Source organism: Nonomuraea soli, from assembly GCF_013761175.1.
Classification (GTDB): domain Bacteria; phylum Actinomycetota; class Actinomycetes; order Streptosporangiales; family Streptosporangiaceae; genus Nonomuraea; species Nonomuraea soli.
Window position 1 is genome coordinate 599,877 of sequence record NZ_JACDUR010000004.1, and the last position, 26,264, is coordinate 626,140.

Consider the following 26,264-nt stretch of genomic DNA (forward strand, 5'->3'; position numbering starts at 1 on the left):
CGACGCCATGCCCCTGCACCTGACCCCCGAATCTCGAGAGCGCACGACGCCATGCCCCTGCACCTGACCCCCGACGACGCCGCGCCGTACCTCGACGGACGCGCGCCCGGCGCGCACCTCGACGTGATCGGCGCCATGACCGTGCACGCCGTCGCCGCGGCGCTGCGCCTGGGCGTCTTCGCCGCCCTGGGCGCCCCGGCCGACGCGCCCACCCTCGCGCGCACCCTCGACGCCGACCCCGCCGCCCTCACCGTCCTGCTCGACGTGCTGGTCGCGACCGGCTACCTCGCCCGCGAAGGCCCCCGCTACCGGCTCACGCCGCTCGCCGGAACCCTGGACTGGTACGGCGACAGCCTGCTGTTCTGGCACGAGGTGACCGGCGAGCTGTGGAGCGGCCTGACCGAGTCGATCCGCGGCGGCGGCCGCGGCGCCGACTTCTACACCTGGCTCGGCGACCGCCCCGAGGCCCGCTCCCGCTTCGAGACCATCCTGTACGGCCAGGCCGACTGGCTCAGCACCGAGATCGTCACCCTGGCGCCCCCGCCACCCGGCGCCACGCGGCTGCTCGACCTCGGCGGCGGCCATGCCCGCTACAGCCTCGCCTACTGCGCCGCCCACCCCCGCCTGCACGCCACCGTCGCCGACCTGCCCGCCGCCCTGGATGCGGGGATGTCCGCCGCCAAGCAGGCCGGGCTCGACGAGCGTGTCACCTTCGACGGCCGCGACCTCACGGCCGCACTGCCGTACCGGGACCAGGACTGCGTCCTGCTCTTCAACCTCCTGCACGGCTTCCCGGCCGCCCGGGCCCGCGCCCTGGTGGCCGCCGCCGCCGGGACGTTGCGCCCCGGCGGCCGCCTGATCATCCTGGAACGCGACCCCGACCGCGCGGCCGACCCGGTGACCGGCGCGTTCAGCCGCCTGTTCGCGCTCAACCTGCACCACACCCAGGGCGGAACCCTGCACACCCTCGCCGACCTGGCGGCCTGGGCGCGGGAGTGCGGCCTGACGGAGCCGGGCGTCGCCGACCTCACCCGGTCGCCGGCCCACCGGCTCCTGATCGCCGATCTGCCGCCCGGAACTCCTCGGCCGTGATCCCCAGCAACACCACGTCCTCGTAGCGGCCCGCCGCGTACCGGCTGCGCCTTCGGCGGCCCTCGGTGACGAATCCCAGCGCGCCGTGAAGCTCCAGCGAGCCCTCGTTCGAGGCGTAGACCTCGATGTCGCACTTCTGGAAGCGCCGCTCGCCGAACATGTAGCGCAGGAGCAGGGCGACGGCCTCGCTCGCGTAGCCCCTGCGCTGGTGCGGGTTGCCGACAGCGACGCCGTACGAGAACGTGCCGTGCAGGCGGTCGGCGTGATGCGTGTTGATCATGCCGACCGGTGCGTCGTCACGCACATCGGCGATGACCAGCCGGAACTCGTCGAAGTCCGGATCCTGCTCAGCCAGTTCCCTGGCCCACGCCCGCGCACGCTCGGCCGAGCGCGGCGGGGTGACCAGCCAGCCGTTGCGCTGATCGTCGGAGAAGCTGTCGAAGGCGGCGAACGCCTCCCAGTCGCCGGGTTCCGCGCCCCGCAACCGCACCCGCTCGCCCACCCATGCCGAAGTCATGCTTCCCATGATCGCCGGTCAGCGGATCCTGGCTCCGTAGGCGTGCTCGACCTTCATCGTCATGAGCACCCGCCGGTCCGAGACCATGACCTCGCGGTACTCCTCCCAGTCCGGATGCTCGCCCGCGGCCTTGCGGTAATAGTCGACCAGCGCCTCCACCTCCGGCCCCCGCGGATCGGAACCCGGGCCCGTGAGGGTGGCCACGCCTTCGACGGTCGCCCACTCCCACCCGTCGGAGCTGGTCACGGTGAGGGTGGCGCGCGGGTCGCGGCGCAGGTTGGCCGTCTTGGCCCGGCCCTCCGTCATCGACACGTGCACGATGCCGGACTCCGGGTCGTAGTAGGGCGTGACCGGCGACAGCTGGGGCCGCCCGTCCGACTTGATCGTCGCCAGGATGCCCAGGCGGCTGCGGGCGAGCAGCGCGAGCGGGTCAAACGAGTGTTCAGTCATGATCGTGCTCCCGATGGTGTGCGGAACTGATCGATCAGGGCAGCGTAACTCTCGCCCTCCCGACCGGCCGCGACCGCCCGCCTCGCGATTTCCCTGACGGACCCCGGCAGACCTGGGTCGACCCCGAGGACCTCGCTCTCCTCCACGAGGTGGTCCATCGCGGCCAGGTGCGTGGCGATGGTCGCGTCGGTCGCCGTGAAGTCCTTCTTGTCGATCTGCTCGGCGTAGCCGGGAAGCCACCCGGCGACGGTCCCGATGGTCGGCCCCGCGAGCGACGCGAACGCCGAGGCCTCCACGCCCGCCGCGGTCAGCATCGCGGCGCCGTGCAGGAAACCGTTCAGGACGCTCCACATCACGCCCAGCAGGGCCACGTCGTAGAGCGAGGCGAGCCCGTGGTCCTCGCCGAGGTGGAGGCTCTGCCCGCCCAAGGCGCTCAGGGCGGCCTGGTGGCGGTCGAACACCTCGCCCGGCCCGCTGTACAGCACGACGGCCTCGTCGGTGGCGATGGCCTGCGGGATCGCCATGATCGCGCCGTCCAGGTAGGCGGCCCCACGCGACGCCGCCCACTCGGCGGTGCTCCTGGCCTGCTCGGCCGTCCCCGACGTCAGGTTCACCACCGCCCGTCCCGTCAGCTCCAGCGGGTCGAGCAACTCGCGCGCCGCCGCGTAGTCGGTCACGCACAGGACGACGAGCTCGCTCGCCGCGACCGCCTCCGCCACCGATCCGGCGGCCTTCGCGCCCTGGGCGACGAGGGGCTCGGCCTTGCTCGCCGTACGGTTCCACACGGTCGTCTCATGCCCGGCGGTCAGGAACGCGCCGGCGAGTGCCTGGCCCATGAGGCCCAGGCCGATTACGGAGATCTGCATGGCAGTATCAAAAACGTTGATACCGGTATGAAGGTCAAGCAGGGGAGCGATCATGCTGATCGGGGAGCTGAGCCGCCGCACCAGAGTCCACACCCACCAGCTGCGCTACTACGAGGCGCAAGGGCTGCTCGAACCTCGCCGCGGCGGCAACGGGTACCGGGAGTACGGCGAGGACGCGGTGCTGACCGTCACCCAGATCAGGCGCCTGCTCGCGGCCGGGCTCTCGACGCAGGAGATCGCGTACATCCTGCCCTGCGCCACCGGCCCCGAGCCGGAGCTGTACGCGTGTGAGGAGCTGCTGGAGCTGCTCAGGACGCGGATGAGCGGGCTGGACGAGCACATCGGCACGCTCGTGCAGTCGCGGCAGGCGCTCAGCGACTTCATCGCCGCCACGGAGGAACGGGTGGCGGTCTGAGCCCTACTCGACGCACAGGCAGAACGGATGCCCCGCCGGGTCGAGGAAGACCCGGAAGGTCGTGCCCGGCTGGTGTTCGTGCTTGGTGGCCCCCAGCTCCAGCACCGCCGCCTCGGCCGTGTCGAGGTCGTCGACCATCAGGTCGAGGTGCATCTGCTGCGGCACCTCCTGGGCGGGCCACTCCGGCGGGGTGTAGCCGTCGACCTGCTGGAAGGAGATGCAGGCGCCGTAGTCGGCCTTGATGTCGGCCCAGCCGGGCGAGGTCTCGACCTTCCAGCCGAGCATCCCGGCGTAGAAGGCGGCCAGCGCCTCGGCGTCGGGGCAGTCGAGGACGGTGGTCGGGAAGGATGCGATAGCCATGGGGAGCACACTAGGCGGGGTGACGGACGTTTTCCGTCCGGAATGAACCCCAAATCCGGTGGCCGGATCTGGACAGGGCAATTCAGTTGCCGAAAAAGCCACCTAAGATCCGGATGGGGGCATGGAGTGCCAGTCCGTTGTCTCCCGAAGGATGCGCCGAGTGTCAGATTCTCCACCGCGACCGCCAGGGGCAGACCAGACGACCGCGGCCCTGACGGTGACCATTCTGATCGGGCTCGGCCAGATACTCGCGGTATGGACGGCCGAGGCCCGGCTCGTCGTCGGGTTGCTCTTTCTGGTCATATGCATCTATCTGCTACAGAAGTTCTGGGACGGCACGTCGCGGTTGTACAGGGTGCTCGGCATCGCGAGCATCGCCGTCGCCCTCGTCGTCACGTCTCTCGCGGCCGCCGGCCTCGTCTCCGGCCGGGCCAAACCCCCCGCCGCCAAGCCCGCGACCAGCTCGCCCTCGCCGACCGCCGGCGCCTCCCTCCCGGCCAGCCCGTCGCCCTCGGTGTACACCGTCAGTTCGAGCACCGACAAGCCCGAAGGGGCGATGTTCCTGGCCGACCTGGGAGAAAGCGCCGAGTCGTCGGACAACGTGAGTTCACTCGGAGAGTTCGACCTCAACGGCATCGCCTACGAGAAGAGCGTGAGAGTGGACGCGGGATGCATGAGCGAGCAATTCTCCGCGACCGGGCGGGGCAAATGGGTGGACTTCACTTTCGATCCTTCCTACTCGTCCTTTCAGGCCATCATCGGCTTGGACGATTCGAGCAGCAGAAGGGTCGAAAGCCTGTCCTATCGGATCTTTGTCGGCGGCTTCGAGGTCGACTCTGGAACGATCTACGCCGACGGGCAGGAACGGCTCAACATCCCCATCGCCGGTGCCCGGCAACTGCGCCTCCTGGTCGACCCGTCGGAGTACGTGAGCTGCTCGTCCATCAGCAGGGACGGCGACATCATCTGGGGCAACGCGATCCTCGTCCCCTGATACCGGGGCGTTTCCACGACCACTAGGCTGATCGTTCGCCGGTGGAAGGGGGGCGGTTGACGATGGCCGCGGAAGAGGACTTCAAGCAGGTCGGCGACGAACTGGCCGACCTGGGGGTGAGGGTCTCCAGGATGATGGGGCGGCCCGCGCTCAAGGACCGGGCGGGCAAGGTGTTCGCGAGCCTGCAGCGGGACGGGGCGATGGTGTTCCGGCTGGTGAGGGATACGCCGGAGCACGCGGCCGCGCTCGACCTGCCGGGGGCGTCGTTGTTCGACCCGATGGGGCAGGGGAAGGTCGTCAAGGACTGGGTAGCGGTGCCCCACTCGTCGGTGGACAGGTGGACGGACCTGGCCGAGGCGGCGCTCAGCCGGCCGCGTTGAGCGACGAGGCCCTGGATACCAGTGGCAACCCTTGCTGAACTACGAGCCATCATCGGACCTCCCCTCAGGCGGCCGGTTCCGGCGAACTGGCCCGCGGTCGAGGAGAACCTGAACACTCCGCTCCCGGCCGACTACAAGGAATTCCTCGACCACTACGGGACCGTCGCCTTCGATCTGTCTCTGGGGCTCCTGGTGGCCAACTTGGGCGGGACCTCCGCAAGCACCCCTCGTGAGGGCTGGATGGAGTTCCTCGAGCCGCTGGACCCGATCTCCGGCTACGGCGAACCCATGGAAATCGTGGACGACTCGAACAACGTCCTTGGGGAGCGATTGTTCGACGTCTATCCCCGGCAGGGAGGACTGGCTCCTTGGGGGTCGACGCAGTTCGGGCACGTCTGCCTCTGGGAGATGACCGGGGAGCCGGACGAGTGGGTCGTCTGGGTCACCGATGAAGACGCGATGTCCATCTGGCGGCATGACGGCGGATTCGTCGACTTTCTCATCAAGGCCAACAAGGGCACGCTCCGGTGTCCCGTTATCCATGAGAACGGGCACCTCGACGGGGTCATCTGGGACCCCTTCGACGGTCAGTGAGAGATCGCCGCCCAACCCGGTCGGCAATGGCGGCCATGCGGGGTCCCAGGCGGCAGCCCCAACGGGGCCCCTGCTGTCAGGCGGAGTCGCGGATGACCAGTTCCGTGGGAAGGATGACCGGGTCCGACGGCCCGCCCTGGAAGAGGCCGAGCAGTAGCTGCACCATCGCCGACGCCTGGTCGGCGACCGGGTGCCGCATGGTGGTGAGCGGCGGGTCGGTGTACTTGGCCGCCTCGATGTCGTCGAACCCGACCAGCGCCACATCGCCCGGCACGCTGCGTCCCGCCTGGCGGAGCGCCTGCAGGGCGCCCACGGCCATCAGGTCGTTGGCGACGAACACGGCGTCGAGCGACGGGTCGTCGCGCAGGAGCTGGCGCATGGCGATGGCGCCCGACTCGCGGGTGAAGTCGCCGACGGCGACGATGGAGCGGCGGTCGGAGTCGCGCAGGACGTTGCGGTAGCCGGCGAGCCGGTCCTGGCCGGCGATCATGTCGAGCGGTCCCGCGATGGTCGCGATGCGCGTGCGCCCGCTGTCGAGGAGGTGGCGCACCGCCTTCTCGGCGCCGCCGACGTTGTCGTTGTCGACGAAGGGGATGTCGATGGGTACGGCGGGCCTGCCGTACGACACGACGGGGACGCGCATGCGGGCGATGGCCGAGGGCAGCGGGTCGGCGCCGTGCATGGAGATGAGCATGACGCCGTCGACGTGGCCGCTGGCGATGTAGCGCTCCACGCGGGCGTGTGACTTGGCCGTGGAGGCCAGCATGAGGACGACCTGCTTGTCGGCCGCCTCCAGCTCCAGGGAGGCCGAGCGGATGACGGTGGCGAACAGGGGGTCGTCGGAGAAGACGCGGGTGGGGGGTTCCGACACCACGAGGGCGACGGAGTCGGTGCGCTGGGTGACGAGGCTGCGGGCGGCGGAGTTGGGCACGTAGCCGAGCTCGTCGATGGCACGGAGCACGACGTCGCGGATGTGGGGTGCGACGGTGGTCTGGCCGTTGACGACTCGGGAGACGGTGGCGCGGGAGACGCCCGCTCGCGCCGCCACCGCCTCCAGGGTCGGACGCTTCATCCCTTGATCCCGCCGGCGAGCAGGCCGCGGACGAAGTATCGCTGCATTGAGAGGAACACCACGAGAGGAATGATGACAGAGACGAAGGCTCCTGCGGTCAGCCGCTGCCATTCGTCGCCGCGGGTGCCGGCCATCTGCGCGAGCCGTACGGTCATCGGCGCGGATTCGGCGGTGCCGCCCGCGAAGATGAGGCCGACGAGCAGGTCGTTCCAGACCCAGAGGAACTGGAAGATCGCGAAGGTGGCGAGGGCGGGTGCGACGAGGGGCAGGATGATGCGCCGGATGATCTGGCCGTGGGTGGCGCCGTCGACGCGGGCGGCCTCGATGAGGTCGCCGGGCAGTTCGGCCATGAAGTTGTGGAGCAGGAAGATGGCGAAGGACAGGGCGAAGCAGGTGTGGGCGAACCAGACCTGGACGAATGGTTGCATCTCGCCCAGTTCCCAGGCGGGCAGCAGCGTGACCCCGAAGACCGTGACGCCCTGGGAGAAGAACGACAGCAGCGGGACCAGGGCCATCTGCAGCGGCACGATCTGCAGGGCGAAGATGCCGAGGTAGATCCAGTCGCGCCCGGGGAACTTCAGCCAGGCCAGCGCGTAGGCCGCTAGGGCGGCGAAGGCCAGGGGGAAGAGCACCGAGGGCACGGTGATGACGATGGAGTTGATCAGGAAGCGGAACAGCTGCCCCGAGGACGAGGAGGAGCCGAAGAGCACCTCCTGGTAGTTCTCCAGGGTCAGGTTCGGCGTGCCGAAGAAGGTCCACCAGCCGGTCGACTTGATCTCGTCCTCTGGACGGAACGATGACAGCAGCAGGCCGAAGGTGGGTGTGGTCCACAGCAGCGCGATGATCAGCGCGATCAGCGAGGCCGTACGGGTGGCGAGCTTGCTCCGCACGCGAGAGGCAGCGTTCATCGGGCCTTCTGCACCTTTCGCTGGTACCAGACGATCGGCATGACCAGCACGAACAGGAAGACCGCCAGTGCGGCGCCCTTGCCTGTCTCGCCGAAGCGGAAGGCGTTGTTGTACATGTCGACCGCGATGACGCTGGTGTCGAAGTTGCCGTTGGTCATGGTCCTGACGATGTCGAAGAGCTTCAGGGTGCCGATGGCCTGGGTGACACCGACGACGATCACGGCGTTCCTGATGGAGGGCAGCGTGACGCGGAAGAACATGGAGAACGGTCCCGCGCCGTCGAGCCTGGCGGCCTCGACGATCTCGGCGGGGATGCCCTTGATCGCCGCTGAGAGCACGACGGTGGCGAAGCCCGCCTGGATCCAGACCAGGACCAGGATCAGGAAGAACGTGTTGTACGGCGCTTCCAGCAGCCACTGGCGGGGCTCTCCGCCGAGCCAGACGACGATCTGGTTGAGCAGGCCGATCTGGTCGGCCTCCTCGGGGCGGTAGGCGTAGACGAACTTCCAGATGATGCCCGCGCCGACGAAGGAGATCGCCATGGGCAGGAAGACCAGCGCCTTGGCCAGCCGCTCGAAGCGGGTGCGGTCGACGAGCACCGCGTAGACCAGGCCGATCGAGGTGACCAGGAGCGGGGTCAGCACCAGCCAGATGAGCGTGTTGCGCAACGTCAGCAGGGCCTCGGGCTGGGTGAACATCCACACGTAGTTGTCGAGCCCGACGAAACGCTGGGAGTCGCCGCTCATGAAGGACAGCAGCGCGGTCCTGATGGTCGGGACCAGGAGGCCGATGGTCATCAGGATGAGGGCCGGGGCCAGCATGATCGTCGCGGTGAACCGCGACGTGCGGTCGAGCACCAGGATGATCAGGCCGACCACGGCGAGGAAGGCGACGACGCCGAGCAGCAGCATGACAAGCTTGGGCTGCTCGGCGCCGAAGTCGAAATCGAGATCCATATGATCAGTTGGTGGGCCAGGACTTGTCGATGGCGTCGAGCGCCTCCTGGGTGCTCTTGCCGTTGATCCAGGCGGTCATCTCCTTCCAGAAGGTGCCCGCGCCCACGGCGGCCGGCATCAGGTCGGATCCGTCGAAGCGGAAGACCGTGGCCGGGTCGCGCAGGATCTCCATCGACAGCTTGTCGATCGGGTTCTGGGCCAGGGAGATGTCGACGCCCTTGTTGGCCGAGACGTACGTGGCCAGCTTCATGCGGGCGTTGGCGAAGTCAGGGCTGGTCAAGTACAGCTGCATGGCCTTGACCTCGGGCTTGTCGGTGAAGGCCGCGACGAACTCGCCGGCGCCGAGCACCGGCTTGGAGGAAGTGTCGTTACCCGGCAGGTAGAAGGCGAAGACGTCGCCGTCCTCGGCCACCTTGGTGCCCTCGGGCCAGAAGTTGGCGTAGAACGAGGCCTGGCGGTGCAGGCCGCACTTGCCGGTGGTGATCGGGACGCCGCCCTCCTGGAAGGCGGTGGAGGAGATGGACTTGACCGGTCCGTATCCGCCGTTGACGTACTTGTCGTTCTTGAGGATCGCGCCGACCTTGTCGACCGCCGAGACGACCTTCGGGTCGTTGAACTTCAGCGTGTGGTCGACCCACTGGTCGTAGCCCTCGGGCCCGACGTCGCGCAGGATGATGTCCTCGATCCAGTCGGTGGCCGGCCAGCCGGTGGCGTCGCCCGATTCGATGCCCGCGCACCAGGGCTTGATGCCCTTTGCGGCGATGGTGTCGGTGAGGGTCATCAGCTCGGCCCAGGTGGTGGGGATCTTCCACCCGTTCTCGGCGAACATCTTGGGTGAGTACCAGACGAACGACTTCACGCTGGCGCCCAGCGGGGCGGCGTAGAAGGTGCCGTCAACGGTGCCGTACTTCTTCCAGTCGGCCGACCAGTTCTGGTCGGTCGCCGCGGTCACCTCGGGGGAGGCGGGCTTGAGCTTGCCGGCCTTGGCGAAGCGGGCCAGGAGGCCGGGCTGCGGGAAGAAGGCCAGGTCGGGCGGGTTGCCGCCGTCGACGCGCACCTGGATCTGCGCCTCGAACTCGCCGGTGCCCTCGTAGGTGACCTGGACTCCTGTGCACTCGGAGAACTGCTTCCAGGTCTGCTCGAAGAGCTCGGCTTCCTTGTCGCGGATCGGCGAGTAGATGGAGATCTTGGTGCCTTCGAACTTGCCGTACTTGGCGAACGGCTGGCACTCGGCCGAGACGGGCGCGGGAGCGCCGCCGGTGGCCTGGGGGGTTTGTTCCTGACTGGTTCCACAGGCCGAGGCAAGGAGGGCGAGGCCTATGGATCCAACCAGCAGCGGGCGACGAGACATGGGGTGAGCCTCCAGTGAAGTGGGAGCGCTCTCTAAGCTGTTAAACCGGTGTAACAAAGTCAATACCAGGATGATTACGGAGAGCGTTCGCCGTTCCACAGCGATCTCATACGGATAACAATCGCCTCGGCAGATCATAGGTGACCCGTTCCACGACCCCGAGCGGGGTGGCCGCGCGGCCACCCCGCCCCTGCTCACCAGCCGTTGGCGCCGATGACCTGCTTGTACCAGAGGGCGCTGTCCTTCGGCGTGCGCACCAGCGACTCGTAGTCGACGTGCACGATGCCGAAGCGCTTGTCGTAGCCGAAGGCCCACTCGAAGTTGTCGAGCAGCGACCACACCAGATAGCCGCGCACGTCGGCCCCCTGCTGGATGGCGTTGTGCACCGCCCCCAGGTGGCCCTCCAGGTACGACTGCCTGCCCGGGTCGTGCACGCGGCCGTCGACCACGACGTCGTCGAACGCCGCGCCGTTCTCGGTGATCATCAGGCCGACCTCGGGATAGTCCTGCGAGAGCCGTACCAGCAGCCTCGACAGCCCGCTCGGCACGATGGGCCAGCCCATCGCGGTGGTCGGCGCGTCGGCGGGGCTGAAGCGCACGTCCTGCGAGCCCGGCCAGGCGGCGTCGGCGGGGATGCCGGGCCCGGCCTCGACCACGGTCGGGTTGTAGTAGTTGATCCCGATCAGGTCGATCGGCTGGTTGATGGTCTCCAGGTCGCCGTCCAGGATGTGGTCCAGGCCGCCCTCCGCCGAGCGGGCCCGCAGCACCTCCTCCGGGTAGCGGCCGCGCAGCGCCGGCTCCAGGAACTGGCCCTGCAGGAGGGCGTCGATCCTGCGCACGGCCTCGGCGTCGGCCTCGGAGGCCTCGGCGGCCGGGTCGTGCACCTGTGCGGGTGTCATGACCGGCGAGGCGTTGACCACCAGCATGATCTGCTCGGCGCCCTGGGCGCGCAGTGCCTGCGCGGCCAGGCCGTGGGCGAGCAGCAGGTGGTGGCTCGCCCTGAAGGAGTCGGAGGCGGCGGTACGGCCCGGCGCGTGCACGCCGTTGCCGTAGCCGAGGAAGGCGCTGACCCACGGCTCGTTGAGCGTGGCCCAGTTGCGCACCCGGTCACCGAGCTTGTCGTACACGGCGCGCGCGTAGTCGGCGAACCGGTAGGCGGTGTCGCGGTCGGTCCACCCGCCCCGGTCCTCCAGGGCCTGCGGCAGGTCCCAGTGGTAGAGCGTCACATACGGGTCAATCTCATGCTCAAGCAGTTCGTCAACAAGCCTGTCGTAGAAAGCCAGCCCCGCCGGGTTGACCGCGCCCTGGCCGTCGGGCTGCACCCGGGGCCAGGCCACGGAGAACCGGTAGGCGCCGAGGTTCAGCTCCTTCATCAGCGCCACATCGTCGCGGTAGCGGTGATAGTGGTCGCAGGCCACGTCACCGGTGTGGCCCTCGAAGACCTTGCCGGGCGTGTGCGAGAAGGTGTCCCAGATGGACTGGCCGCGGCCCTCCTCCTTGACCGCTCCCTCGATCTGGTAGGACGCCGTCGCGGCGCCCCAGATGAAGTTCTCAGGGAAGACCACGGTCCCCCGAGCTGCCATGGTCGTGATCGTCATCCCTTGACGGCTCCTTGCATGATTCCTCCGATGATCTGCTTGCCGAGCAGTGTGAAGATCAGGACCAGCGGCAGGGTTCCCACCGCGGTCCCGGCCAGCCCGAGCACGTAGTCGTTGGTGTAGCCGCTGGCCAGCGTGGACAGGGCGACCTGGACCGTCGGGTTCTCCGGGGTCAGGACCACCAGCGGCCAGAAGTAGTCGTTCCAGGCCGTCATGAACGTGAGCATGCCGAGCACCGCGGCCGCGGGCCGCGCCGTCGGGATCACCACGTGCCAGAACAGGCCCCAGGTGGTGGCGCCGTCGACCCGGCCGGCTTCGAGCAGCTCGGTCGGCAGCGCGCGGGACAGGAACTGCGTCATGAAGAAGACGCCGAAGGCGTTGACGAGCGAGGGCACGATGAGCGCGTAGAGCGACCCGGTCCACTCGATCTTCACCATGAGCATGTAGAGAGGGATGATGCCGAGCTGAGCAGGGACCATCATGGTGCCCACCGTGATCAGAAGCATGGCGTTCCTGCCCCTGAACCGTAGCTTGGCGAAGGCGAACCCGGCCAGGGTCGACAGGAACATCACCGACAGCGCGATCCCGCCGGCCACGATGACGGAGTTGGCCAGCGCCAGCCAGAACGGCACGGTGTCGAAGACGCGGGAGACGTTCTCGAAGAAGTTGCCGCCGGGCAGCAGCGGCGGCGGCACCTCGGCCAGCGCCGAGTTGTGACGGCTGGCCACCACGATGCTGTAGTACAGCGGGAAGGCGGAGAAGAACGCCACCGCCGTCAGGCACAGGTAGGCGAAACCCTTGCGGCTCATTTCAGCGCCCCTCCCATCCGGCGGGTGAGCAGGTAGTTGATCCCGGCAGCGATCAGGACGAACAGGAACATCACCCAGGAGGCGGCCGAGGCGTAGCCGAAGTCGAAGCTGGTGAAGCCGACCTCGTAGACGTAGAGCGAGAGCGTCTGGAACTGCCGGTCGGGCCCGCCGCTCGCCACGCCGCCGCCGCTGGTCTGGCCGAACAGCAGGGGCTCGGCCATGATCTGCATCGCGCCGATCGTGGAGACGATGACCACGAAGATGATGGTCGGCTTGATCATCGGAATGGTGATCTTGCGGAGCTGCTTGAAGCTGGAGGCGCCGTCGATCGTGGCGGCCTCGTAGAGCTCCTTCGGCACGGCCTGCATCGCGGCCAGGAAGATCAGCGCGTTGTACCCGGTCCACCGCCACATGATCATCACCGAGATGGCCACATGGCTGCTGGCCGTACCCTCGTGCCACGCGATCGGCTCCACCCCCACCAGGCCGATCACCCAGTTGATCACGCCGTAGTCGCGGCCGAACAGCTGGCTGAAGATGACCACGACGGCGACCACGCTGGTGACGTTCGGGACCAGCATCGTGATGCGGAAGAACGTCTGCGCCTTCAGCGGCCTGTTCAGCAGGTGCGCCAGCCAGATCGCCAGCACCAGCTGCGGCACCGTGGAGATGATGCCGATCGAGAGGGTGTTGAAGGTGGCGTTCCAGAAGTAGTCGTCGCCGAACAGCGTGGAGAAGTTGTCCAGGCCGATGAAGGTGTGCTCGTCGGAGGTCAGCGTCCACTCGTGCAGGCTGACCCAGGCCGTGTAAATGAGCGGGAACAGGCCGAAGGCGCAGAACAGCAGGAAGAAGGGGGCGACATAGGCGTACGGCGATGCCTTCATGTCGAGTGAGTGGGACAGGCGTCCCTTGGGACGGTGCCGCCCCGGTTCCGATTTCACCGCCCTCATGACCTCGGGCGCGCGCGTGGTCATCGTTACTCCTTCAGAGGTGGATTCGCGGGCATGGAATCGCGGCGCGGGCCCGGCTCTGCGCCGGTCCCGCGCCGCACCCCCGAGCTACTTGATCTTCTTGACGTCCTCGAGCACCTGGGCCCAGGACTCGTCAGGGGACTGCTTGCCCTGCTCCACGCGGCCGAGGCCGTTGCCGATGGCGGTGCGCACGTCGGCCTCCTTCGGGCCGAGGTGCTGCGGCTTGAGCGCCTTGGCGGCGTCGGAGTAGATCTTGCCGATCGGGGCGTCACCGAAGAACGGCTTGGTGAACGACTGGATCGACGGGTCGTCGTAGAGCGCCGGGATCGAGGGGAAGGTGCCCTCCTCCTTGAAGACCTTGGCCTGGTTCTCCTTGGAGGTCAGGAAGTCGATCAGCTCGGCGGCCTCCTTCGGGTGCTTGCCCATCTTGGGCAGCATCAGGTGCGAGCCGCCGCTGTTGCCGGAGCCGCCGGGCACCGTGGCGATGTCCCACTTGCCGGTGGCGTCCTTGGCCTGCTCCTGGATGAAGCCGGTCATCCAGGCCGGGCAGATGATCGTGGCGAACGAGCCCTTGGCGAAGCCGGTGTTCCACGGCGGCGAGAAGGCGGCGAGCTTGGCGCTCAGGTTGTTCTGGGAGATGGCGTTGGACAGGTCCCAGGCCTTCTTCACGTCGGGGTTGCTGTCGACGATGATGGTGTCGTTGGCGTCGTACAGGCCGGTCGGGGCCTGGTTGACCATGGCGCGGAAGATCTCACCGGGGGAGTCGACGAACTTGGCTCCCGCCACGTTGGCGGCGGAGAACTTCTTGCCCGTCTCGATGTACTGCTCCCAGGTCGGCCACAGGGCCGCGACCTCGTCGCGGTTGGTGGGCAGGCCGGCCTTCTCGAACAGGTCCTTGCGGTAGCACATGGCCAGGCCGCCGACGTCGGTGCCCAGGCCCATGATGGTGGAGCCGTCCTTGCTGACGCCCTGCGCCCACTTCCACTCGAGGTAGTCGGCCTGGCGCTTGTCGAGCCCGAACTCCTTGAGGTTGTGGAACTTGGCGGGCTGGGAGGTGAAGGTGCTGATGTAGCCCACCTCGACGGCCTCGACGTCGGCCGCGCCCGCGTTGGTGGCCAGGCGCTTGATCAGGTTGTTGTGGTGGTCGTTGAACTGCGTGACGCGCTCGACGATCTCCACGTTGGGGTGGGTCTTCTTGAACTCCTCGTACAGCGGCTTGAAGCCGAAGTCACCGAACAGGCCGATGGTGAGGGTGATCTTCTCCGCGGGCTTGGCGGGGTCCGCCGTCGAACCGGTGCCCGTGCTGGTGCCCGTGGTGCCACCGCCGCAGGCGGCGAGGCCGAGGACCAGCAGCGACGCGGCGACAGCCCGCCGGGCCGTGGAGTACGGACTGGCCATGGAAACCATCCCTGGGTTGCTAAATGATCATGAAGAGAGCGCTCCCTCAGAGGGTGACGCAGGCTTAACCTGGCCGTCAACGCCCGGAAACGTAACAATCTGTGATACGAGAGAACGCTCTCTCGATCATTTGGCGTCTTTGCAGGTAGCAGCGCAAAAGGAAGGGAGCGCTCTCCGAAGTTTCTGGCGGAAGGTCTCAGCCGCGGGTGGCCGAGCGGGTCCTGACCCCGTCGCCGCCCGACAACACCTGACCCAGCACCCGGGCGTACATGCGCCCGGGGCTCGGCTCCGTCGTGAGGAAGCCGGGAAGCATCGGCAGGTCCACCGCGAAGGGCTGCAGCAAGGAGTAGAGCTCGTTGACGTCGGAGGGCCGGTCCTCCGGGCGCTTCTCCAGCAGGGCCGCCAGGACCCTGCCCAGCTTGGGCGGCAGGCCCGCGATGGCGGGAGCCGGCTCCTTGACCTGCTTCTCGAAGACCGCGTAATCGGTGGGGCCGGTGAACAGCGGCTGCCCGGTGAGCATCTCGTGCAGCACGCAGCCCAGGGAGTACAGGTCGCTGCGGGCGTCGGAGACGCCCCGCTGGATCTGCTCGGGAGCCATGTAGGCCGGAGTGCCGAGGATCTGGCCGATGCGGGTGAACTGGGCGACGTCGGCCTCGCGGAGCATCGCCAGGCCGAAGTCGAGCACCTTGACGCTGCCGTCGGGGCAGAGCATGAGGTTGGTGGGCTTCAGGTCGCGGTGGCAGATCGACAGGGCGTGGGCGGCCGACAGGACCGCGCAGGACTGGGCGGCGATGGCCGCCGCCCAGGGCACCGGCAGCGGGCCGTGCTCGCTGACCACGTCGCCCACGGTGACACCCTGGATGAACTGCATCACCTGGAAGAGCCGCTGCTCGTGGGTGCCGAAGTCGTACAGGACGGGGGCGCCCGGATGCTCCAGCCTCGCCAGGATGCGCGCCTCACGGATGAAGCGGCGTTCGAGCTCCTCGTCGGGGACGCTGGTGAAGCGCAGCAGCTTGACCGCCACCTGCCGGTCGAGATGCAGGTCGTGGCCCGCGTAGACGGCGCCCATGCCACCCTGGCCGAGAGGGAGGTCGTCGAGAACGTAACGGTCGCCGATGACCATGAACCCCCCTCCCTGTCCTACCGGAAAAAGCTACACCTTTACGGCGTGGCAGGGCTTTCCGGAGAAGGGAGCAGATGCCCGTCGGCCAGACCCTCGAAACCCAGCCGGATCAACGACTGGCCGAGCGCGGCGCTCTCGCGCAGGGTGGCCTCCAGCAGGACCAGGGAGCGGAACGACCTGCCGTACTCGCGCTGATCGGCCAGCGGGAGGCGCGGCAGCCGGGTGCGGCGGGCGTCGAACCTGCTGGATCCCGCGGTGGGCCTGCTGGATCCGGCCGCCCGCAGGAAGCCGGCGAGGAAGTCGGGGTCGAGCCGCTCGGGGTCGGCCCGGTAGAGCGTCAGGTGCGGGCCCAGCGCCACCCCGGAGAAGCCGACGACCCTGACGCTGGAGTAGGAGGCCACGACGTCGCCCGGCTCGACCATGACCAGCTCCTGGCCGGCGTCGGCCCGTCCCGAGGGCGCGGCCCCGTGGAGCATGTCGTCGCCGGTGAGCACGGGCACCTCGCCGCCGTCGAGCACCATGCGGGCGGGCGCCTGCAGGATCGTGAGCAGCCCCGCCCTGGCCAGGTCGCCGACGGTCGTGGCGGGATGCCCGGCCGGCTGGTCGAGCACCTTGAGGTCGGGAGGCGAGGCGGCGACGGCCAGGAAACGTTCGCGGGTCTCGGCGAAGAGCCTGCCCAGGTCGTCGCGGCGCTGGTGGAGCGCGGGCGTCAGGTCGACGTCGTCGGTCAGCAGGTCGATGATGCGCACCCCGGGACCGCCGAGGCTCACCTGCGCCAGGTCGGGGCCCGCCTCGACCAGGGCGACTTCCGACGGCGGGCGTTCCCCGGGCAGGGGCCTGCGCAGGATCCACAGATCGGAGGCGCCCACGTTGACCACGGCCCGGATCGCTCCAGCGCGCAGCAGGTTGGCCCGGATGCGGCGCCCGGCCTTGCGGCCGGCCGCGGCGGGGGGCATGACGATGGCGACCGAGCCGCCCGGCCTGACGCGGGCCAGGCAGTGCTGCACCCAGGCCAGCTCCGGCTCGCCGCGCGGCGGCAGGCCGTACTCCCAGCGGGTGTCGGCGGTCAGCTCCTCGTGGCCCCAGGACCGCTCGCCGAACGGCGGCTCGCACACGACCGCGTCGGCCTGCTCGCCGGGGAAAGCGTCGTGGCGCAGCGAGTCGCCCGCCACGACGCGCGCCGGGGTGCCGGCCAGCGCGAGGCGCGCGGCGGTGATCGCGGCCGACGGCTCGCTGAGCTCCTGTCCGAGCGCCCGGGACGGCGAGGCCGCCAGCAGGAGCGTGCCCACCCCGCAGGCGGGGTCGAGCACCGTGCCCGTCGTGGCGCCGGCCAGCCGCACCATCAGCGCGGCCAGGTCGCCGCGCGTGACCGACAGCTGGCGCGAGTGCGCCTCCAGGTAACGCTCGCAGAGCAGCTCGTAGGCGGCGCCCGGCCCCAGCTCGGCGGCCATTTCGGTGACGAGCGCGGCCACGTCCGGCTCCAGAGAGTGATCTTCACCGGTCAGCAGGGCGCCGGTCTGCGCGACCAGTTCGGCCAGACGCAAATCTCCTGCCGCTTTCAGGCGTTGCCACACCCGATCAGCGGTCGATACCTGGTAGGACTTGCCGTAGCGGCGTAGCCACGCCTCCACCTGGCGCAGCGAGAAGAGGGGCTGGCTGGTCGTGCCGTCGACGGGCTGGGGAAAATCGTCATGACGACGACGCCAGTTGCTGACCGCGGCCCGCCCGACGCCGGCGAGCCGGGCGATGTCGCCGGCGTTGACGGTCGGGTCGTGGCTCATGGAAGTACGGTAGCACGCTTGTGAAGTCTTTCAACCAATGATTTACTGGTGTCTATGAAGCACAACATCCGCTATGCCGCGGGATCAGACGTCGGCCGCCGCAGAGAGCAGAACGAGGACGCGGGCTACGCGAGCGCGCGCCTGCTCGCGGTGGCGGATGGCATGGGTGGACACGCGGCGGGTGAGCTGGCCAGCTCGGCCGCGATCGCGGTGATGCGCGAGCTCGACACGAAGCTGCCCGAGACCGGCGCCGACCTGGAGGCCGCGCTGGAGGGCGCGGTGGCCGAGGCGGGGCGCCGCCTGGTCGAGCTGGCGGAGATCGACCCGGCCCGCAGGGGCATGGGAACGACCGTGACCGCCATGTTGTGGGACGGGTACGCCTTCTCGCTGGCGCACCTCGGCGACTCGCGCGGCTACCTGCTGCGCGACGGCGCGCTCTACCAGATGACCAAGGATCACACGCTGGTCCAGTCGATGGTCGACGAGGGGCGGATCACCGAGGATCAGGCCGCGGTGCACCCACGCCGCTCGATGGTGCTCCGCGTGCTCGGCAGCGAGGGCAGGGCGGATCCCGACATGGCGCTGCGCGAAGCCCAGCTCGGCGATCGTTACCTCCTGTGTTCCGACGGCCTCACCAACGTGCTCGGTCCCGAGACCCTGCACGAGGTGCTGACCACGCTGGCAGACCCGGCCGCCGCCGTCCAGCGGTTGATCGATCTGGCGAACGAGGGAGGTTCGCCCGACAACGTCACCGTGGTCGTCGCCGATGTGGTCAGCCCCGGTGAAGGGGATGAGATGGTCTACCGCGTAGGGGCGGGGGCCTAACCTCTGGAGTGCTATTTCACCTCATAGGTTGACAACTTGCGGATGTCCGGCGCGGTCCGCCGATGCGGCAATTACAGTCCATCGGTAGCCGCCTCGTTCTCTGTGGAGGAGTCGTCCTGGATCCGATCGGTGAAGATCTCCTGGAAGCGGTACGCCCTGAACTCGGCTATCGGGAGAAGGGCGGCCAGTACACGAAATACGGTGAGTGGTACGCGGATCGGCTCAACGACTCCCAGTACCGCAACGCGCCCTGGTGTGACATGTTCCTCGCCTGGGCGGCGGAGAAGGCAGGCGTCGAGGACTTCGTGGGCCAGTTCGCCTGGACCCCGTCTCATGCCGCCTGGTTCATCAAGCACGGCGCGTGGTCGGCGACACCCGAGCCGGGAGCCCTGGTCTTCTTCGACTGGAGCGGCGGCAAGAGCTACAAGGGCATCGACCACGTGGGCATCGTCGAACGCGTCGACGGCAAGAAGATCCACACCATCGAGGCCAACGTCGACCGCGTCTGGCTCAAGCGCAAGGTCCGCACGGGCGACAAGATCGTCGGATACGGCTTACCGAGCAAGGTGCAGTCCGCGCTGAAGGTCACCCCGGAGCCGATGCAGGGCAAGCCCGAGACCGTGACGGTCCTGGCCGAGCGCGAGGAACCCGACGACCGCCCCTTCGACGGCCCGATCATCCCGATCACCATCCTGCTGGGCATGGTGCTGAGCATCGTGGTTGGAGCGCTCCACCTCACCGGACGCCGCCGCGGCACCCACCGGCTCCTGGCCCGCGAGGCCCCGCAGCCGGTTCGATTGCACCCCTATTCGAAGCGTGAGAAGGCCGGAGCTGGGAAATAGTAGGACGTCCTAGTATCTTTCGTCTTGGCACCTCACGAAGGAGTGACAGGACGTGCACGTACCGGCCCACCCCGTACGGTTCGTGACCGCAGCGGCTTTGTTCGACGGCCACGACGCCGCGATCAACATCATGCGGCGCATCCTCCAGACCCAAGGCGCCGAGGTCGTGCACCTCGGCCACAACCGATCCGTCGACGAGATCGTCACCGCCGCCATCCAGGAGGACGTGCAGGGTGTGGCGATCAGCTCCTACCAGGGCGGGCACGTCGAGTTCTTCAAGTACCTCGTCGACCTGCTGCGCGAGCGCGGGGCCGGGCACGTCAAGGTGTACGGCGGAGGCGGCGGGGTCATCGTGCCCGACGAGATCGCCGACCTGCAGGGCTACGGCGTGACCCGGATCTTCTCGCCCGAGGACGGGCAGAAGCTGGGGCTGCCAGGGATGATCAACCAGCTGATCGCCGAGTGCGACCAGGAGCTGGGTGAGGCACCCTCGGTGGAGGCCGTGCTCTCGGGCGACCAGCCGGCGCTGGCGCGGGCGATCACGCTCATCGAGTCGGGGCGCGCGCCGCAGGAGCTCCTGGCGGGCATCCGCGCGGCCGGAACCGGGGCCGCCCACGATGAGACCCCCCGCCACCTGGCTCCCATCCTCGGTATCACCGGCACCGGCGGCTCGGGCAAGTCCTCCCTCACCGACGAACTGCTGCGCCGCTTCCGCCTCGACCACGACGACAAGCTGCGCATCGCCGTCATCGCCATCGACCCCACCCGCCGCAAGGGCGGCGGCGCGCTGCTCGGCGACCGCATCCGCATGAACGCCCTCGGCGCGCAGACCTACTTCCGTTCCCTGGCCACCAGGGGGGCCGCGGCCGAGGTGCCGGCCCATCTCGACGACGTGATCGCCGCCTGCCGGGCCGCCGGCTACGACCTGATCATCGTCGAGACCCCCGGCATCGGCCAGGGCGACGCCGGGATCGTGCCGCACGTCGACGTCCCGATCTACGTCATGACGCCCGAGTTCGGCGCGGCCTCCCAGCTGGAGAAGATCGACATGCTCGACTTCGCCGAGGCCGTGGTCATCAACAAGTACGAGCGCCGGGGGGCCGAGGACGCCCTGCGCGACGTGCGCCGCCAGCTCGTGCGCAACCGGGCCGCCTTCGGCGTCTCACCCGACGACATGCCCGTCTTCGGCACCATCGCCGCCCGCTACAACGACGCCGGCGTCACCGCGCTCTACCAGCACCTGCGCGGCCTGCTCACCGACAAGGGCCTGACCTCGGGTCCCGGCCTGCTGCCGAAGGTCTCCGGCCGCACCTCGCAGACGGCCGCCGCGATCGTCCCGCCCAAGCGGGTGCGCTATCTGGCCGAGATCGCCGAGACGGTCCGCGAATACCACGCCGAGACCGAGCGCCAGGTCGAGATCGCCCGCCGCCGCCAGCAACTGACCGCCGTCCGCGCCCTCCTCGACGCGCCCGAGGGCCAGCTCGACGAGCTCCTGCACCGGGCCGAGGACGAGCTGAGCGAGGAGAGCAGGGGCCTGCTGGAGGAGTGGCCGAGCCTGCGCGAGCAGTACACGGCCGACGAGCTGGTCGTGAAGGTGCGCGACAAGGAGATCCACACCCCGCTGTGGCGCGAGACGCTGAGCGGCAACCGCATCCCGCGCGTCGCCGTCCCCCGGTACCAGGACCACGGCGAGCTGCTGAGCTTCCTGCGGCGTGAGAACCTTCCCGGGCGTTTCCCCTTCACCGCGGGCGTCTTCCCCTTCAAGCGCGACGACGAGGACCCCACCCGCATGTTCGCGGGCGAGGGCGACCCGTTCCGCACCAACCGCCGTTTCAAGCTCCTGTCGGAGGGCCAGCCGGCCACGCGCCTCTCGACCGCCTTCGACTCGGTGACGCTGTACGGCAACGACCCGGCGCTGCGGCCCGACATCTACGGCAAGGTCGGCACCTCGGGCGTCTCCATCGCCACGCTCGACGACATGAAGGTGCTCTACGACGGCTTCGACCTGAGCGCTCCGAACACGTCGGTGTCGATGACGATCAACGGTCCCGCCCCGACGATCCTGGCGTTCTACCTCAACGCCGCGATCGACCAGGCGGTCGAGCGCTTCGCCGCCGAGCACGGCCGCGAGCCGTCCGCCGAGGAGCACCAGGAGCTGAGGGCCAGGACCCTCGCCACCGTGCGGGGCACGGTCCAGGCCGACATCCTGAAGGAGGACCAGGGCCAGAACACCTGCATCTTCTCCACGGAGTTCAGCCTGCGCATGATGGCCGACATCCAGGAGTGGTTCGTCAGGCAGCGGGTGCGCAACTTCTACTCCGTCTCGATCTCCGGCTACCACATCGCCGAGGCCGGGGCCAACCCCATCAGCCAGCTGGCCTTCACGCTGGCCAACGGCTTCACCTACGTCGAGGCCTACCTGGCCAGGCAGATGAAGGTCGACGACTTCGCGCCGAACCTGTCGTTCTTCTTCTCCAACGGCATGGACCCCGAATACAGCGTGCTGGGCCGGGTGGCCAGGCGTATCTGGGCCGTCGCGATGCGCGAGAGGTACGGCGCGGGCGAGCGGTCGCAGAAGCTGAAGTACCACATCCAGACCAGCGGCCGGTCGCTGCACGCCCAGGAGATGAACTTCAACGACATCAGGACCACTCTCCAGGCCCTGATCGCGATCTACGACAACTGCAACAGCCTGCACACCAACGCCTACGACGAGGCGGTGACGACCCCGAGCGCCGAGTCGGTACGGCGGGCCATGGCGATCCAGCTGATCATCAACCGCGAGTGGGGCCTGGCGCGCAACGAGAACCCGCTCCAGGGCGCCTTCGTCATCGACGAGCTCACCGACCTGGTCGAGGAGGCGGTGCTGAAGGAGTTCGAGCGGCTGTCGGACCGGGGCGGCGTGCTGGGCGCGATGGAGACCGGCTACCAGCGCGGCAAGATCCAGGACGAGTCGATGCTCTACGAGACGCGCAAGCACGACGGCTCGTTGCCGATCATCGGCGTGAACACCTTCCGCGGCCCCGACGAGGCGCCGCAGAAGAAGCTGGAGCTGGCGCGCGGCACGGAGGAGGAGAAGCAGTCGCAGCTGCGGCGGCTGGAGGCCTTCCACGAGCGCAACCGCGCCGAGGCCCCGCAGGCGCTGCGGCGGCTGCGGGAGGCGGCGATGTCCGACGGGAACGCCTTCGAGGTGCTGATGGACGTGGCCAGGGTCTGCTCGCTGGGGCAGATCACCGACGCGCTGTTCGAGGCGGGCGGACAATACCGGCGTAACGTCTGAGGCGGCAGGGTATCCCCCGGAAATGGGGGATATCTTCGCGCGCCTGCCCGAGCTCGGTGACGGACTGGCCGAGCTCTACAAGGACCTGCACACCCATCCCGAGCTGTCGTTCGCCGAACACCGCACCGCGGGCGTGGTCGCCGGGCGGCTGCGCGCCCTCGGCCTGGAGGTGACCGAGGGCGTCGGGCGCACCGGAGTGGTGGGCCTGCTGCGCAACGGCGACGGCCCGACCGTGCTGCTGCGCGCCGACTTCGACGCGCTGCCCGTGGAGGAACGCACCGGCCTGCCGTACGCCAGCACGGCCCGCGGCACCGACCCCGACGGCAACGACGTGCCGGTCATGCACGCCTGCGGCCACGACGTGCACGTGACGTGCCTCATCGGCGCCCTCGACCTGCTGGCGGGCGATCGCGAGAGCTGGTCGGGCACGGTCATGGCGGTCTTCCAGCCGGCCGAGGAGCTCGGCTCGGGCGCCCAGGCCATGGTCGACGACCGGCTCTTCGAGCGGTTCGGCACCCCTGACGTTGTGCTCGGCCAGCACGTCGCACCCGCTCCCGCGGGATGGGTCGGCATCCACGCCGGCCCCGCCTTCGCCGGCTCCGACGGGCTCAGGGTCACCCTGTACGGCAAGGGCGGGCACGGCTCCCGGCCGGAGACCACGATCGACCCGGTCGTGATGGCCGCCGCGACGATCATGAGGTTGCAGACGATCGTGTCGCGGGAGGTGGCGGGCGGCGAGACCGCCGTCGTCACCGTGGGCTCCGTCCACGCGGGCACCAAGGAGAACATCATCCCCGACGAGGCGGAGCTCAAGCTCAACATCCGCAGCTACACCGAGCCCGTCAGGGCCAAGGTGCTGGGCGCCGTCGAGCGCATCGTCAAGGCCGAGGCGGCCGCCGCGGGGGCGCTCAAGGATCCCGTGATCGAGTCGCTGCACGGCTTCCCGGCACTCGTCAACGACGTCACGGCCACCGCCAGGGTCGAGTCCGTGCTGAAGGCGACGTTCGGCGAGGACAAGGTGATCGATCCGGGGGCGGTGACCGGCAGCGAGGACGTCGGGGTGTTCGCCACCGCGGCCGGTGTGCCGCTCGCGTACTGGCTGCTGGGCGGCATCGACCCGGAGACCTACCTGAAGGCCCTCCAGGCGGGCACGGTCGAGCAGGACATCCCCGCCAACCACTCACCGCTGTTCGCGCCGGTGATCGAGCCGACGCTCGGCACGGGGGTGAAGGCGCTGGTCGCGGTGGCGTTTGAGTGGTTGTCGCCGCACCGCTAGGCTTCCCGCCATGTTTCGGCGTTTTATCCCTATGGTGGCGCTCGCCGGGCTGGTAGCCGCCTGCGGCGGAACCGGCGACATGGGCGCGCAGCTGGCCAAGGACGGCGACAAGATCCTTGCCGAGGGCGGGTGGCAGGAGCCGTCCGTCACCAGCAAGGCGGAGGAGTGCAACGACGGCTGGGTCGTCTACCGGGCCTCGGCTGTCCTGCCGACCGAGGAAACCGACCTGGAGAAGGCGCTGGGTGGGGCCACCACGATCGTCAACGAGCGGCTGAGCAGCGCGGGGTACACCGCCGACCCCGCCAACGCGCAGGCGCTCCCGCTCAACGGCGGGCTCAAGCTCAACTACTCCAAGGCCGGCGTGAACTTCAAGATCACCCTGACCCGGCCGGGGGAGAAGGGCGTCGGTGTGATGCTGCAGGGCTCGACCGCCTGTTAGCTAGGCTGATGAAGTGATCACGACCCTGGCGGTGGAGAACTATCGCTCGCTGCGCCGCCTGGTGATCGAGATCGGCTCCCTCACCGTCGTCACCGGGGCCAACGGCAGCGGCAAGTCCAACCTCTACCGCGCGCTGCGCCTGCTCTCCGATGCCGGGCGCAACGGCGCCGTGGCGGCGCTGGCCCGCGAGGGCGGGCTGGAGTCCACCCTGTGGGCCGGCCCCGAGCAGGGCGCCCGCCGGGGGCGTGCCGTCCAGGGCACGGTACGCAGCTCCTCCGTCAGCCTCAAGCTCGGCTTCGCCGGCGACGACCTCGGGTACGCCGTCGACTTCGGGCTGCCCGTCGGAGGCGAGGCCAGGTCGGCGTTCAACCTCGACCCCGAGATCAAGAGCGAGGCCGTCTGGGGCGGGCCGATCCTGCGCCCGGCCACCCTGCTCGCCGAACGCCACGGGCCCGTGGCCCGCGTCCGCGGCGACGACGGCTGGGAGCACGTGCCCTACCGGCTGCAGGCCTTCGACAGCGTGCTGGCCGAGGTGGCCGACCTGGACCTGCTGATGATCCGCGAGCGTATCCGCTCCTGGCGCTTCTACGACCACCTGCGCACCGACGCCGAGGCACCCGCGCGGATGGCGCAGATCGGCACCCGCACGCCCGTGCTCGGTCACGACGGCGCCGACCTGGCCGCCGCGCTGCAGACCATCATCGAGATCGGCGACGCCGACGCGCTCGACAAGGCCGTCTCCGACGCCTTCCCCGGCAGCGCCGTCCAGGTGGCCCAGATCGGCGGCGGCCGCCTGGAGCTTCAGCTGCGCCAGCACGGGCTGCTGCGGCCGCTCAGCGGGGCCGAGCTGTCGGACGGGACGCTGCGCTACCTGCTGCTGGTGGCCGCGCTGCTGACCCCGCGCCCTCCCGCCCTGCTGGTGCTCAACGAACCGGAGACGAGCCTCCACCCGGATCTGCTCGAACCCCTGGCCGAGCTGGTGTCCACCGCCGCGGGCAAGACCCAGCTGGTCCTGGTCAGCCATGCCCGGCCGCTGGTGGCGGCGCTGGCCGAGCGCGGCGCGTCGGTCGTCGAGCTGGTCAAGGAGCTGGGCGAGACCCGGGTCGAGGGCTACGGCCCGCTCGACGGCCCGGCGTGGACCTGGCCGAAACGCTGATCCTCGGGGCGAGCCGATATTGGCCCGTTCCAAAACCCCGCCCGTCTCACCCGCAGAGCGAGCAGTGGGTGCGGCGGCGCGCATGGCGGCGCACGTGCCCGCGCGGAGCGCCGGAGAGTGAGGCGTCGCTGGTGAGGATGGCCAGCTCCAGCCGCCGCAGATCGGCGGAGGGCTCCAGGCCGAGGTTCTCGGTCAGATAGCGCCGTCCGTCACGGTAGGCCTGGAGCGCGTCGGCCTGCCGTCCGGCCCGGTACAGGGCGATCATCAGCTGGCCGCGGAAACGTTCCTGGAGCGGGTACTCCTTCACCAGCACCGACAGCTCGCCGATCAGGTCGGCATGCCGGGCCAGGCGCAGGTCGGCGTCGATGCAGTCGCCCAGGGCCGCCAGCCGTTCCTCGTTGAGCCGGGTGGCCTCCTGGTGTAGCAGCGGGGTGTCCTCCAGGCCGTGCAGGGCGGGCCCGCGCCACAACCGCAGCGCGCTGTGCAGGAGCTGGCTGGCCTCGCTGACCCGCCCGGCGGCCAGGTGGCGCCGGCCGTCGAAGACGAAACGTTCGAAGCGGTGGGCGTCGACGGCTTCCGCGGGGGCGTGCAGGGCGTAGCCCGAGGAGCGCCGGACGATCACCTCGCGGGCGCCCAGGATGCGTCGCAGGCGATGTAACTGCAGGCGCAGCCGGGTGCTGCCCAGCTCGCCCGCCTCCGGTCCCCAGAGCGCGTCGATGAGCACGTCGGTGTGGACGACCGTGCCCGCCCGGCACAGCAGGAGTGCCAGCAGCGCCTGCTGCTTGACCGACCGCACGGGCAGTTGGGAATC

26 protein-coding genes are annotated in these 26,264 nt (G+C 69.2%); 11 read left to right on the top strand and 15 right to left on the bottom strand.

The genetic code is table 11. The features are described from left to right. Positions 1-51: 51 nt before the first annotated feature. Positions 52-1,092, top strand: a complete 1,041-nt coding sequence (locus HNR30_RS21215) for an SAM-dependent methyltransferase (protein WP_181611637.1) — start codon at positions 52-54, stop codon at positions 1,090-1,092. Here the strand turns inward: HNR30_RS21215 and HNR30_RS21220 are convergent. From HNR30_RS21220 to HNR30_RS21230, 3 genes are read right to left on the bottom strand one after another with little or no spacing between them, the layout of a single operon-like run. Further along, positions 1,028-1,609, bottom strand: a complete 582-nt coding sequence (locus tag HNR30_RS21220) for a GNAT family N-acetyltransferase (RefSeq protein WP_181611638.1) — start codon at positions 1,607-1,609, stop codon at positions 1,028-1,030. The two genes, HNR30_RS21215 and HNR30_RS21220, sit on opposite strands and share 65 nt — an antisense overlap. Positions 1,610-1,627: 18 nt before the next feature. Beyond that, positions 1,628-2,059 (bottom strand): PPOX class F420-dependent oxidoreductase, encoded by a 432-nt coding sequence (locus HNR30_RS21225; RefSeq protein WP_181611639.1) that lies wholly within the window; start codon positions 2,057-2,059, stop codon positions 1,628-1,630. Further along, the gene (locus HNR30_RS21230; RefSeq protein ID WP_181611640.1) at positions 2,056-2,925 is read right to left on the bottom strand and encodes an NAD(P)-dependent oxidoreductase; all 870 of its coding nucleotides are present in this window, start codon (positions 2,923-2,925) and stop codon (positions 2,056-2,058) included. The genes HNR30_RS21225 and HNR30_RS21230 overlap by 4 nt, the downstream gene beginning before the upstream one ends. Before the next feature lie 52 nt (positions 2,926-2,977). Between HNR30_RS21230 and HNR30_RS21235 the strand changes: the two genes are divergently transcribed. Further along, entirely contained in the window at positions 2,978-3,340 is a 363-nt protein-coding gene (locus HNR30_RS21235; protein ID WP_181611641.1) for a MerR family transcriptional regulator, read from the top strand. Between the two features lie 3 nt (positions 3,341-3,343). On the opposite strand, the gene HNR30_RS21240 is transcribed toward HNR30_RS21235, so the two are convergent. After that, a complete protein-coding gene (locus HNR30_RS21240) occupies positions 3,344-3,700 on the bottom strand; it encodes a VOC family protein (protein WP_181611642.1) in 357 nt (118 codons plus the stop codon). A 217-nt stretch (positions 3,701-3,917) separates the two neighbouring features. On the opposite strand from HNR30_RS21240, the gene HNR30_RS21245 reads away from it, so the two are divergent. The 3 genes from HNR30_RS21245 (at position 3,918) to HNR30_RS21255 (ending at position 5,668) form a co-directional block, all read left to right on the top strand. After that, positions 3,918-4,694, top strand: a complete 777-nt coding sequence (locus HNR30_RS21245; protein WP_181611643.1) for an NPCBM/NEW2 domain-containing protein — start codon at positions 3,918-3,920, stop codon at positions 4,692-4,694. A 62-nt stretch (positions 4,695-4,756) separates the two neighbouring features. Further along, entirely contained in the window at positions 4,757-5,074 is a 318-nt protein-coding gene (locus tag HNR30_RS21250) for a hypothetical protein (protein ID WP_181611644.1), read from the top strand. Between the two features lie 21 nt (positions 5,075-5,095). Further along, complete coding sequence (locus HNR30_RS21255; RefSeq protein ID WP_181611645.1) at positions 5,096-5,668, top strand: SMI1/KNR4 family protein; 573 nt, start codon at positions 5,096-5,098, stop codon at positions 5,666-5,668. A 76-nt stretch (positions 5,669-5,744) separates the two neighbouring features. Here the strand turns inward: HNR30_RS21255 and HNR30_RS21260 are convergent, their stop codons facing one another. The 10 genes from HNR30_RS21260 to HNR30_RS21305 form a co-directional block, all read right to left on the bottom strand. Then, positions 5,745-6,740: a LacI family DNA-binding transcriptional regulator gene (locus HNR30_RS21260; RefSeq protein ID WP_181611646.1), complete on the bottom strand. Its 996-nt coding sequence runs from the start codon at positions 6,738-6,740 to the stop codon at positions 5,745-5,747. Next, complete coding sequence (locus HNR30_RS21265) at positions 6,737-7,648, bottom strand: carbohydrate ABC transporter permease (RefSeq protein WP_181611647.1); 912 nt, start codon at positions 7,646-7,648, stop codon at positions 6,737-6,739. The genes HNR30_RS21260 and HNR30_RS21265 overlap by 4 nt, the downstream gene beginning before the upstream one ends. Next, entirely contained in the window at positions 7,645-8,604 is a 960-nt protein-coding gene (locus HNR30_RS21270) for a carbohydrate ABC transporter permease (RefSeq protein WP_181611648.1), read from the bottom strand. The genes HNR30_RS21265 and HNR30_RS21270 overlap by 4 nt, the downstream gene beginning before the upstream one ends. Positions 8,605-8,608: 4 nt before the next feature. Then, positions 8,609-9,955 (bottom strand): ABC transporter substrate-binding protein, encoded by a 1,347-nt coding sequence (locus HNR30_RS21275; RefSeq protein ID WP_181611649.1) that lies wholly within the window; start codon positions 9,953-9,955, stop codon positions 8,609-8,611. Between the two features lie 194 nt (positions 9,956-10,149). Next, the gene (locus tag HNR30_RS21280; RefSeq protein ID WP_181611650.1) at positions 10,150-11,553 is read right to left on the bottom strand and encodes a GH1 family beta-glucosidase; all 1,404 of its coding nucleotides are present in this window, start codon (positions 11,551-11,553) and stop codon (positions 10,150-10,152) included. Further along, positions 11,550-12,362 (bottom strand): carbohydrate ABC transporter permease, encoded by an 813-nt coding sequence (locus HNR30_RS21285; RefSeq protein ID WP_181611651.1) that lies wholly within the window; start codon positions 12,360-12,362, stop codon positions 11,550-11,552. The genes HNR30_RS21280 and HNR30_RS21285 overlap by 4 nt, the downstream gene beginning before the upstream one ends. Further along, positions 12,359-13,336 (bottom strand): carbohydrate ABC transporter permease, encoded by a 978-nt coding sequence (locus tag HNR30_RS21290; RefSeq protein WP_181611652.1) that lies wholly within the window; start codon positions 13,334-13,336, stop codon positions 12,359-12,361. Before HNR30_RS21290 ends, HNR30_RS21285 begins: the two co-directional genes overlap by 4 nt. A gap of 84 nt (positions 13,337-13,420) precedes the next feature. Continuing rightward, the gene (locus HNR30_RS21295) at positions 13,421-14,731 is read right to left on the bottom strand and encodes an ABC transporter substrate-binding protein (RefSeq protein WP_181611653.1); all 1,311 of its coding nucleotides are present in this window, start codon (positions 14,729-14,731) and stop codon (positions 13,421-13,423) included. Positions 14,732-14,927: 196 nt separating this feature from the next. Next, positions 14,928-15,854 (bottom strand): serine/threonine-protein kinase, encoded by a 927-nt coding sequence (locus tag HNR30_RS21300; RefSeq protein WP_181611654.1) that lies wholly within the window; start codon positions 15,852-15,854, stop codon positions 14,928-14,930. A gap of 38 nt (positions 15,855-15,892) precedes the next feature. Continuing rightward, positions 15,893-17,635 (bottom strand): N-6 DNA methylase, encoded by a 1,743-nt coding sequence (locus HNR30_RS21305; protein ID WP_181611655.1) that lies wholly within the window; start codon positions 17,633-17,635, stop codon positions 15,893-15,895. A 54-nt stretch (positions 17,636-17,689) separates the two neighbouring features. Between HNR30_RS21305 and HNR30_RS21310 the strand changes: the two genes are divergently transcribed. The 6 genes from HNR30_RS21310 (at position 17,690) to HNR30_RS21335 (ending at position 25,453) form a co-directional block, all read left to right on the top strand. After that, positions 17,690-18,460: a PP2C family protein-serine/threonine phosphatase gene (locus tag HNR30_RS21310; RefSeq protein WP_181611656.1), complete on the top strand. Its 771-nt coding sequence runs from the start codon at positions 17,690-17,692 to the stop codon at positions 18,458-18,460. 62 nt (positions 18,461-18,522) lie between these two features. Then, positions 18,523-19,302, top strand: a complete 780-nt coding sequence (locus HNR30_RS21315) for a CHAP domain-containing protein (RefSeq protein ID WP_281389734.1) — start codon at positions 18,523-18,525, stop codon at positions 19,300-19,302. A 52-nt stretch (positions 19,303-19,354) separates the two neighbouring features. Further along, entirely contained in the window at positions 19,355-22,582 is a 3,228-nt protein-coding gene (icmF, locus tag HNR30_RS21320; RefSeq protein WP_181611657.1) for a fused isobutyryl-CoA mutase/GTPase IcmF, read from the top strand. Positions 22,583-22,604: 22 nt separating this feature from the next. Continuing rightward, entirely contained in the window at positions 22,605-23,858 is a 1,254-nt protein-coding gene (locus tag HNR30_RS21325) for an amidohydrolase (RefSeq protein WP_181611658.1), read from the top strand. 10 nt (positions 23,859-23,868) lie between these two features. Further along, positions 23,869-24,297, top strand: coding sequence for a hypothetical protein (locus HNR30_RS21330; RefSeq protein ID WP_181611659.1), 429 nt, complete (start codon positions 23,869-23,871; stop codon positions 24,295-24,297). Positions 24,298-24,310: 13 nt separating this feature from the next. Further along, positions 24,311-25,453: an AAA family ATPase gene (locus HNR30_RS21335; RefSeq protein WP_181611660.1), complete on the top strand. Its 1,143-nt coding sequence runs from the start codon at positions 24,311-24,313 to the stop codon at positions 25,451-25,453. A 46-nt stretch (positions 25,454-25,499) separates the two neighbouring features. On the opposite strand, the gene HNR30_RS21340 is transcribed toward HNR30_RS21335, so the two are convergent. Further along, positions 25,500-26,249: an AfsR/SARP family transcriptional regulator gene (locus HNR30_RS21340; RefSeq protein ID WP_181611661.1), complete on the bottom strand. Its 750-nt coding sequence runs from the start codon at positions 26,247-26,249 to the stop codon at positions 25,500-25,502. Positions 26,250-26,264: the final 15 nt, after the last annotated feature.

Bases quoted from the DNA above. Each gene is read 5' to 3' on its own strand.
- HNR30_RS21260 (WP_181611646.1), bottom strand. From the start codon at position 6,740: ATGAAGCGTCCGACCCTGGAGGCGGTGGCGGCGCGAGCGGGCGTCTCC.
- HNR30_RS21240 (WP_181611642.1), bottom strand. From the start codon at position 3,700: ATGGCTATCGCATCCTTCCCGACCACCGTCCTCGACTGCCCCGACGCC.
- HNR30_RS21290 (WP_181611652.1), bottom strand. From the start codon at position 13,336: ATGACCACGCGCGCGCCCGAGGTCATGAGGGCGGTGAAATCGGAACCG.
- HNR30_RS21310 (WP_181611656.1), top strand. From the start codon at position 17,690: ATGAAGCACAACATCCGCTATGCCGCGGGATCAGACGTCGGCCGCCGC.
- HNR30_RS21230 (WP_181611640.1), bottom strand. From the start codon at position 2,925: ATGCAGATCTCCGTAATCGGCCTGGGCCTCATGGGCCAGGCACTCGCC.
- HNR30_RS21265 (WP_181611647.1), bottom strand. From the start codon at position 7,648: ATGAACGCTGCCTCTCGCGTGCGGAGCAAGCTCGCCACCCGTACGGCC.
- HNR30_RS21270 (WP_181611648.1), bottom strand. From the start codon at position 8,604: ATGGATCTCGATTTCGACTTCGGCGCCGAGCAGCCCAAGCTTGTCATG.
- HNR30_RS21235 (WP_181611641.1), top strand. From the start codon at position 2,978: ATGCTGATCGGGGAGCTGAGCCGCCGCACCAGAGTCCACACCCACCAG.
- HNR30_RS21215 (WP_181611637.1), top strand. From the start codon at position 52: ATGCCCCTGCACCTGACCCCCGACGACGCCGCGCCGTACCTCGACGGA.
- HNR30_RS21325 (WP_181611658.1), top strand. From the start codon at position 22,605: ATGGGGGATATCTTCGCGCGCCTGCCCGAGCTCGGTGACGGACTGGCC.
- HNR30_RS21295 (WP_181611653.1), bottom strand. From the start codon at position 14,731: ATGGCCAGTCCGTACTCCACGGCCCGGCGGGCTGTCGCCGCGTCGCTG.
- HNR30_RS21225 (WP_181611639.1), bottom strand. From the start codon at position 2,059: ATGACTGAACACTCGTTTGACCCGCTCGCGCTGCTCGCCCGCAGCCGC.
- HNR30_RS21285 (WP_181611651.1), bottom strand. From the start codon at position 12,362: ATGAGCCGCAAGGGTTTCGCCTACCTGTGCCTGACGGCGGTGGCGTTC.
- HNR30_RS21305 (WP_181611655.1), bottom strand. From the start codon at position 17,635: ATGAGCCACGACCCGACCGTCAACGCCGGCGACATCGCCCGGCTCGCC.
- HNR30_RS21330 (WP_181611659.1), top strand. From the start codon at position 23,869: ATGTTTCGGCGTTTTATCCCTATGGTGGCGCTCGCCGGGCTGGTAGCC.
- HNR30_RS21220 (WP_181611638.1), bottom strand. From the start codon at position 1,609: ATGACTTCGGCATGGGTGGGCGAGCGGGTGCGGTTGCGGGGCGCGGAA.
- HNR30_RS21300 (WP_181611654.1), bottom strand. From the start codon at position 15,854: ATGGTCATCGGCGACCGTTACGTTCTCGACGACCTCCCTCTCGGCCAG.
- HNR30_RS21315 (WP_281389734.1), top strand. From the start codon at position 18,523: ATGCGGCAATTACAGTCCATCGGTAGCCGCCTCGTTCTCTGTGGAGGA.
- HNR30_RS21280 (WP_181611650.1), bottom strand. From the start codon at position 11,553: ATGACGATCACGACCATGGCAGCTCGGGGGACCGTGGTCTTCCCTGAG.
- HNR30_RS21275 (WP_181611649.1), bottom strand. From the start codon at position 9,955: ATGTCTCGTCGCCCGCTGCTGGTTGGATCCATAGGCCTCGCCCTCCTT.
- HNR30_RS21250 (WP_181611644.1), top strand. From the start codon at position 4,757: ATGGCCGCGGAAGAGGACTTCAAGCAGGTCGGCGACGAACTGGCCGAC.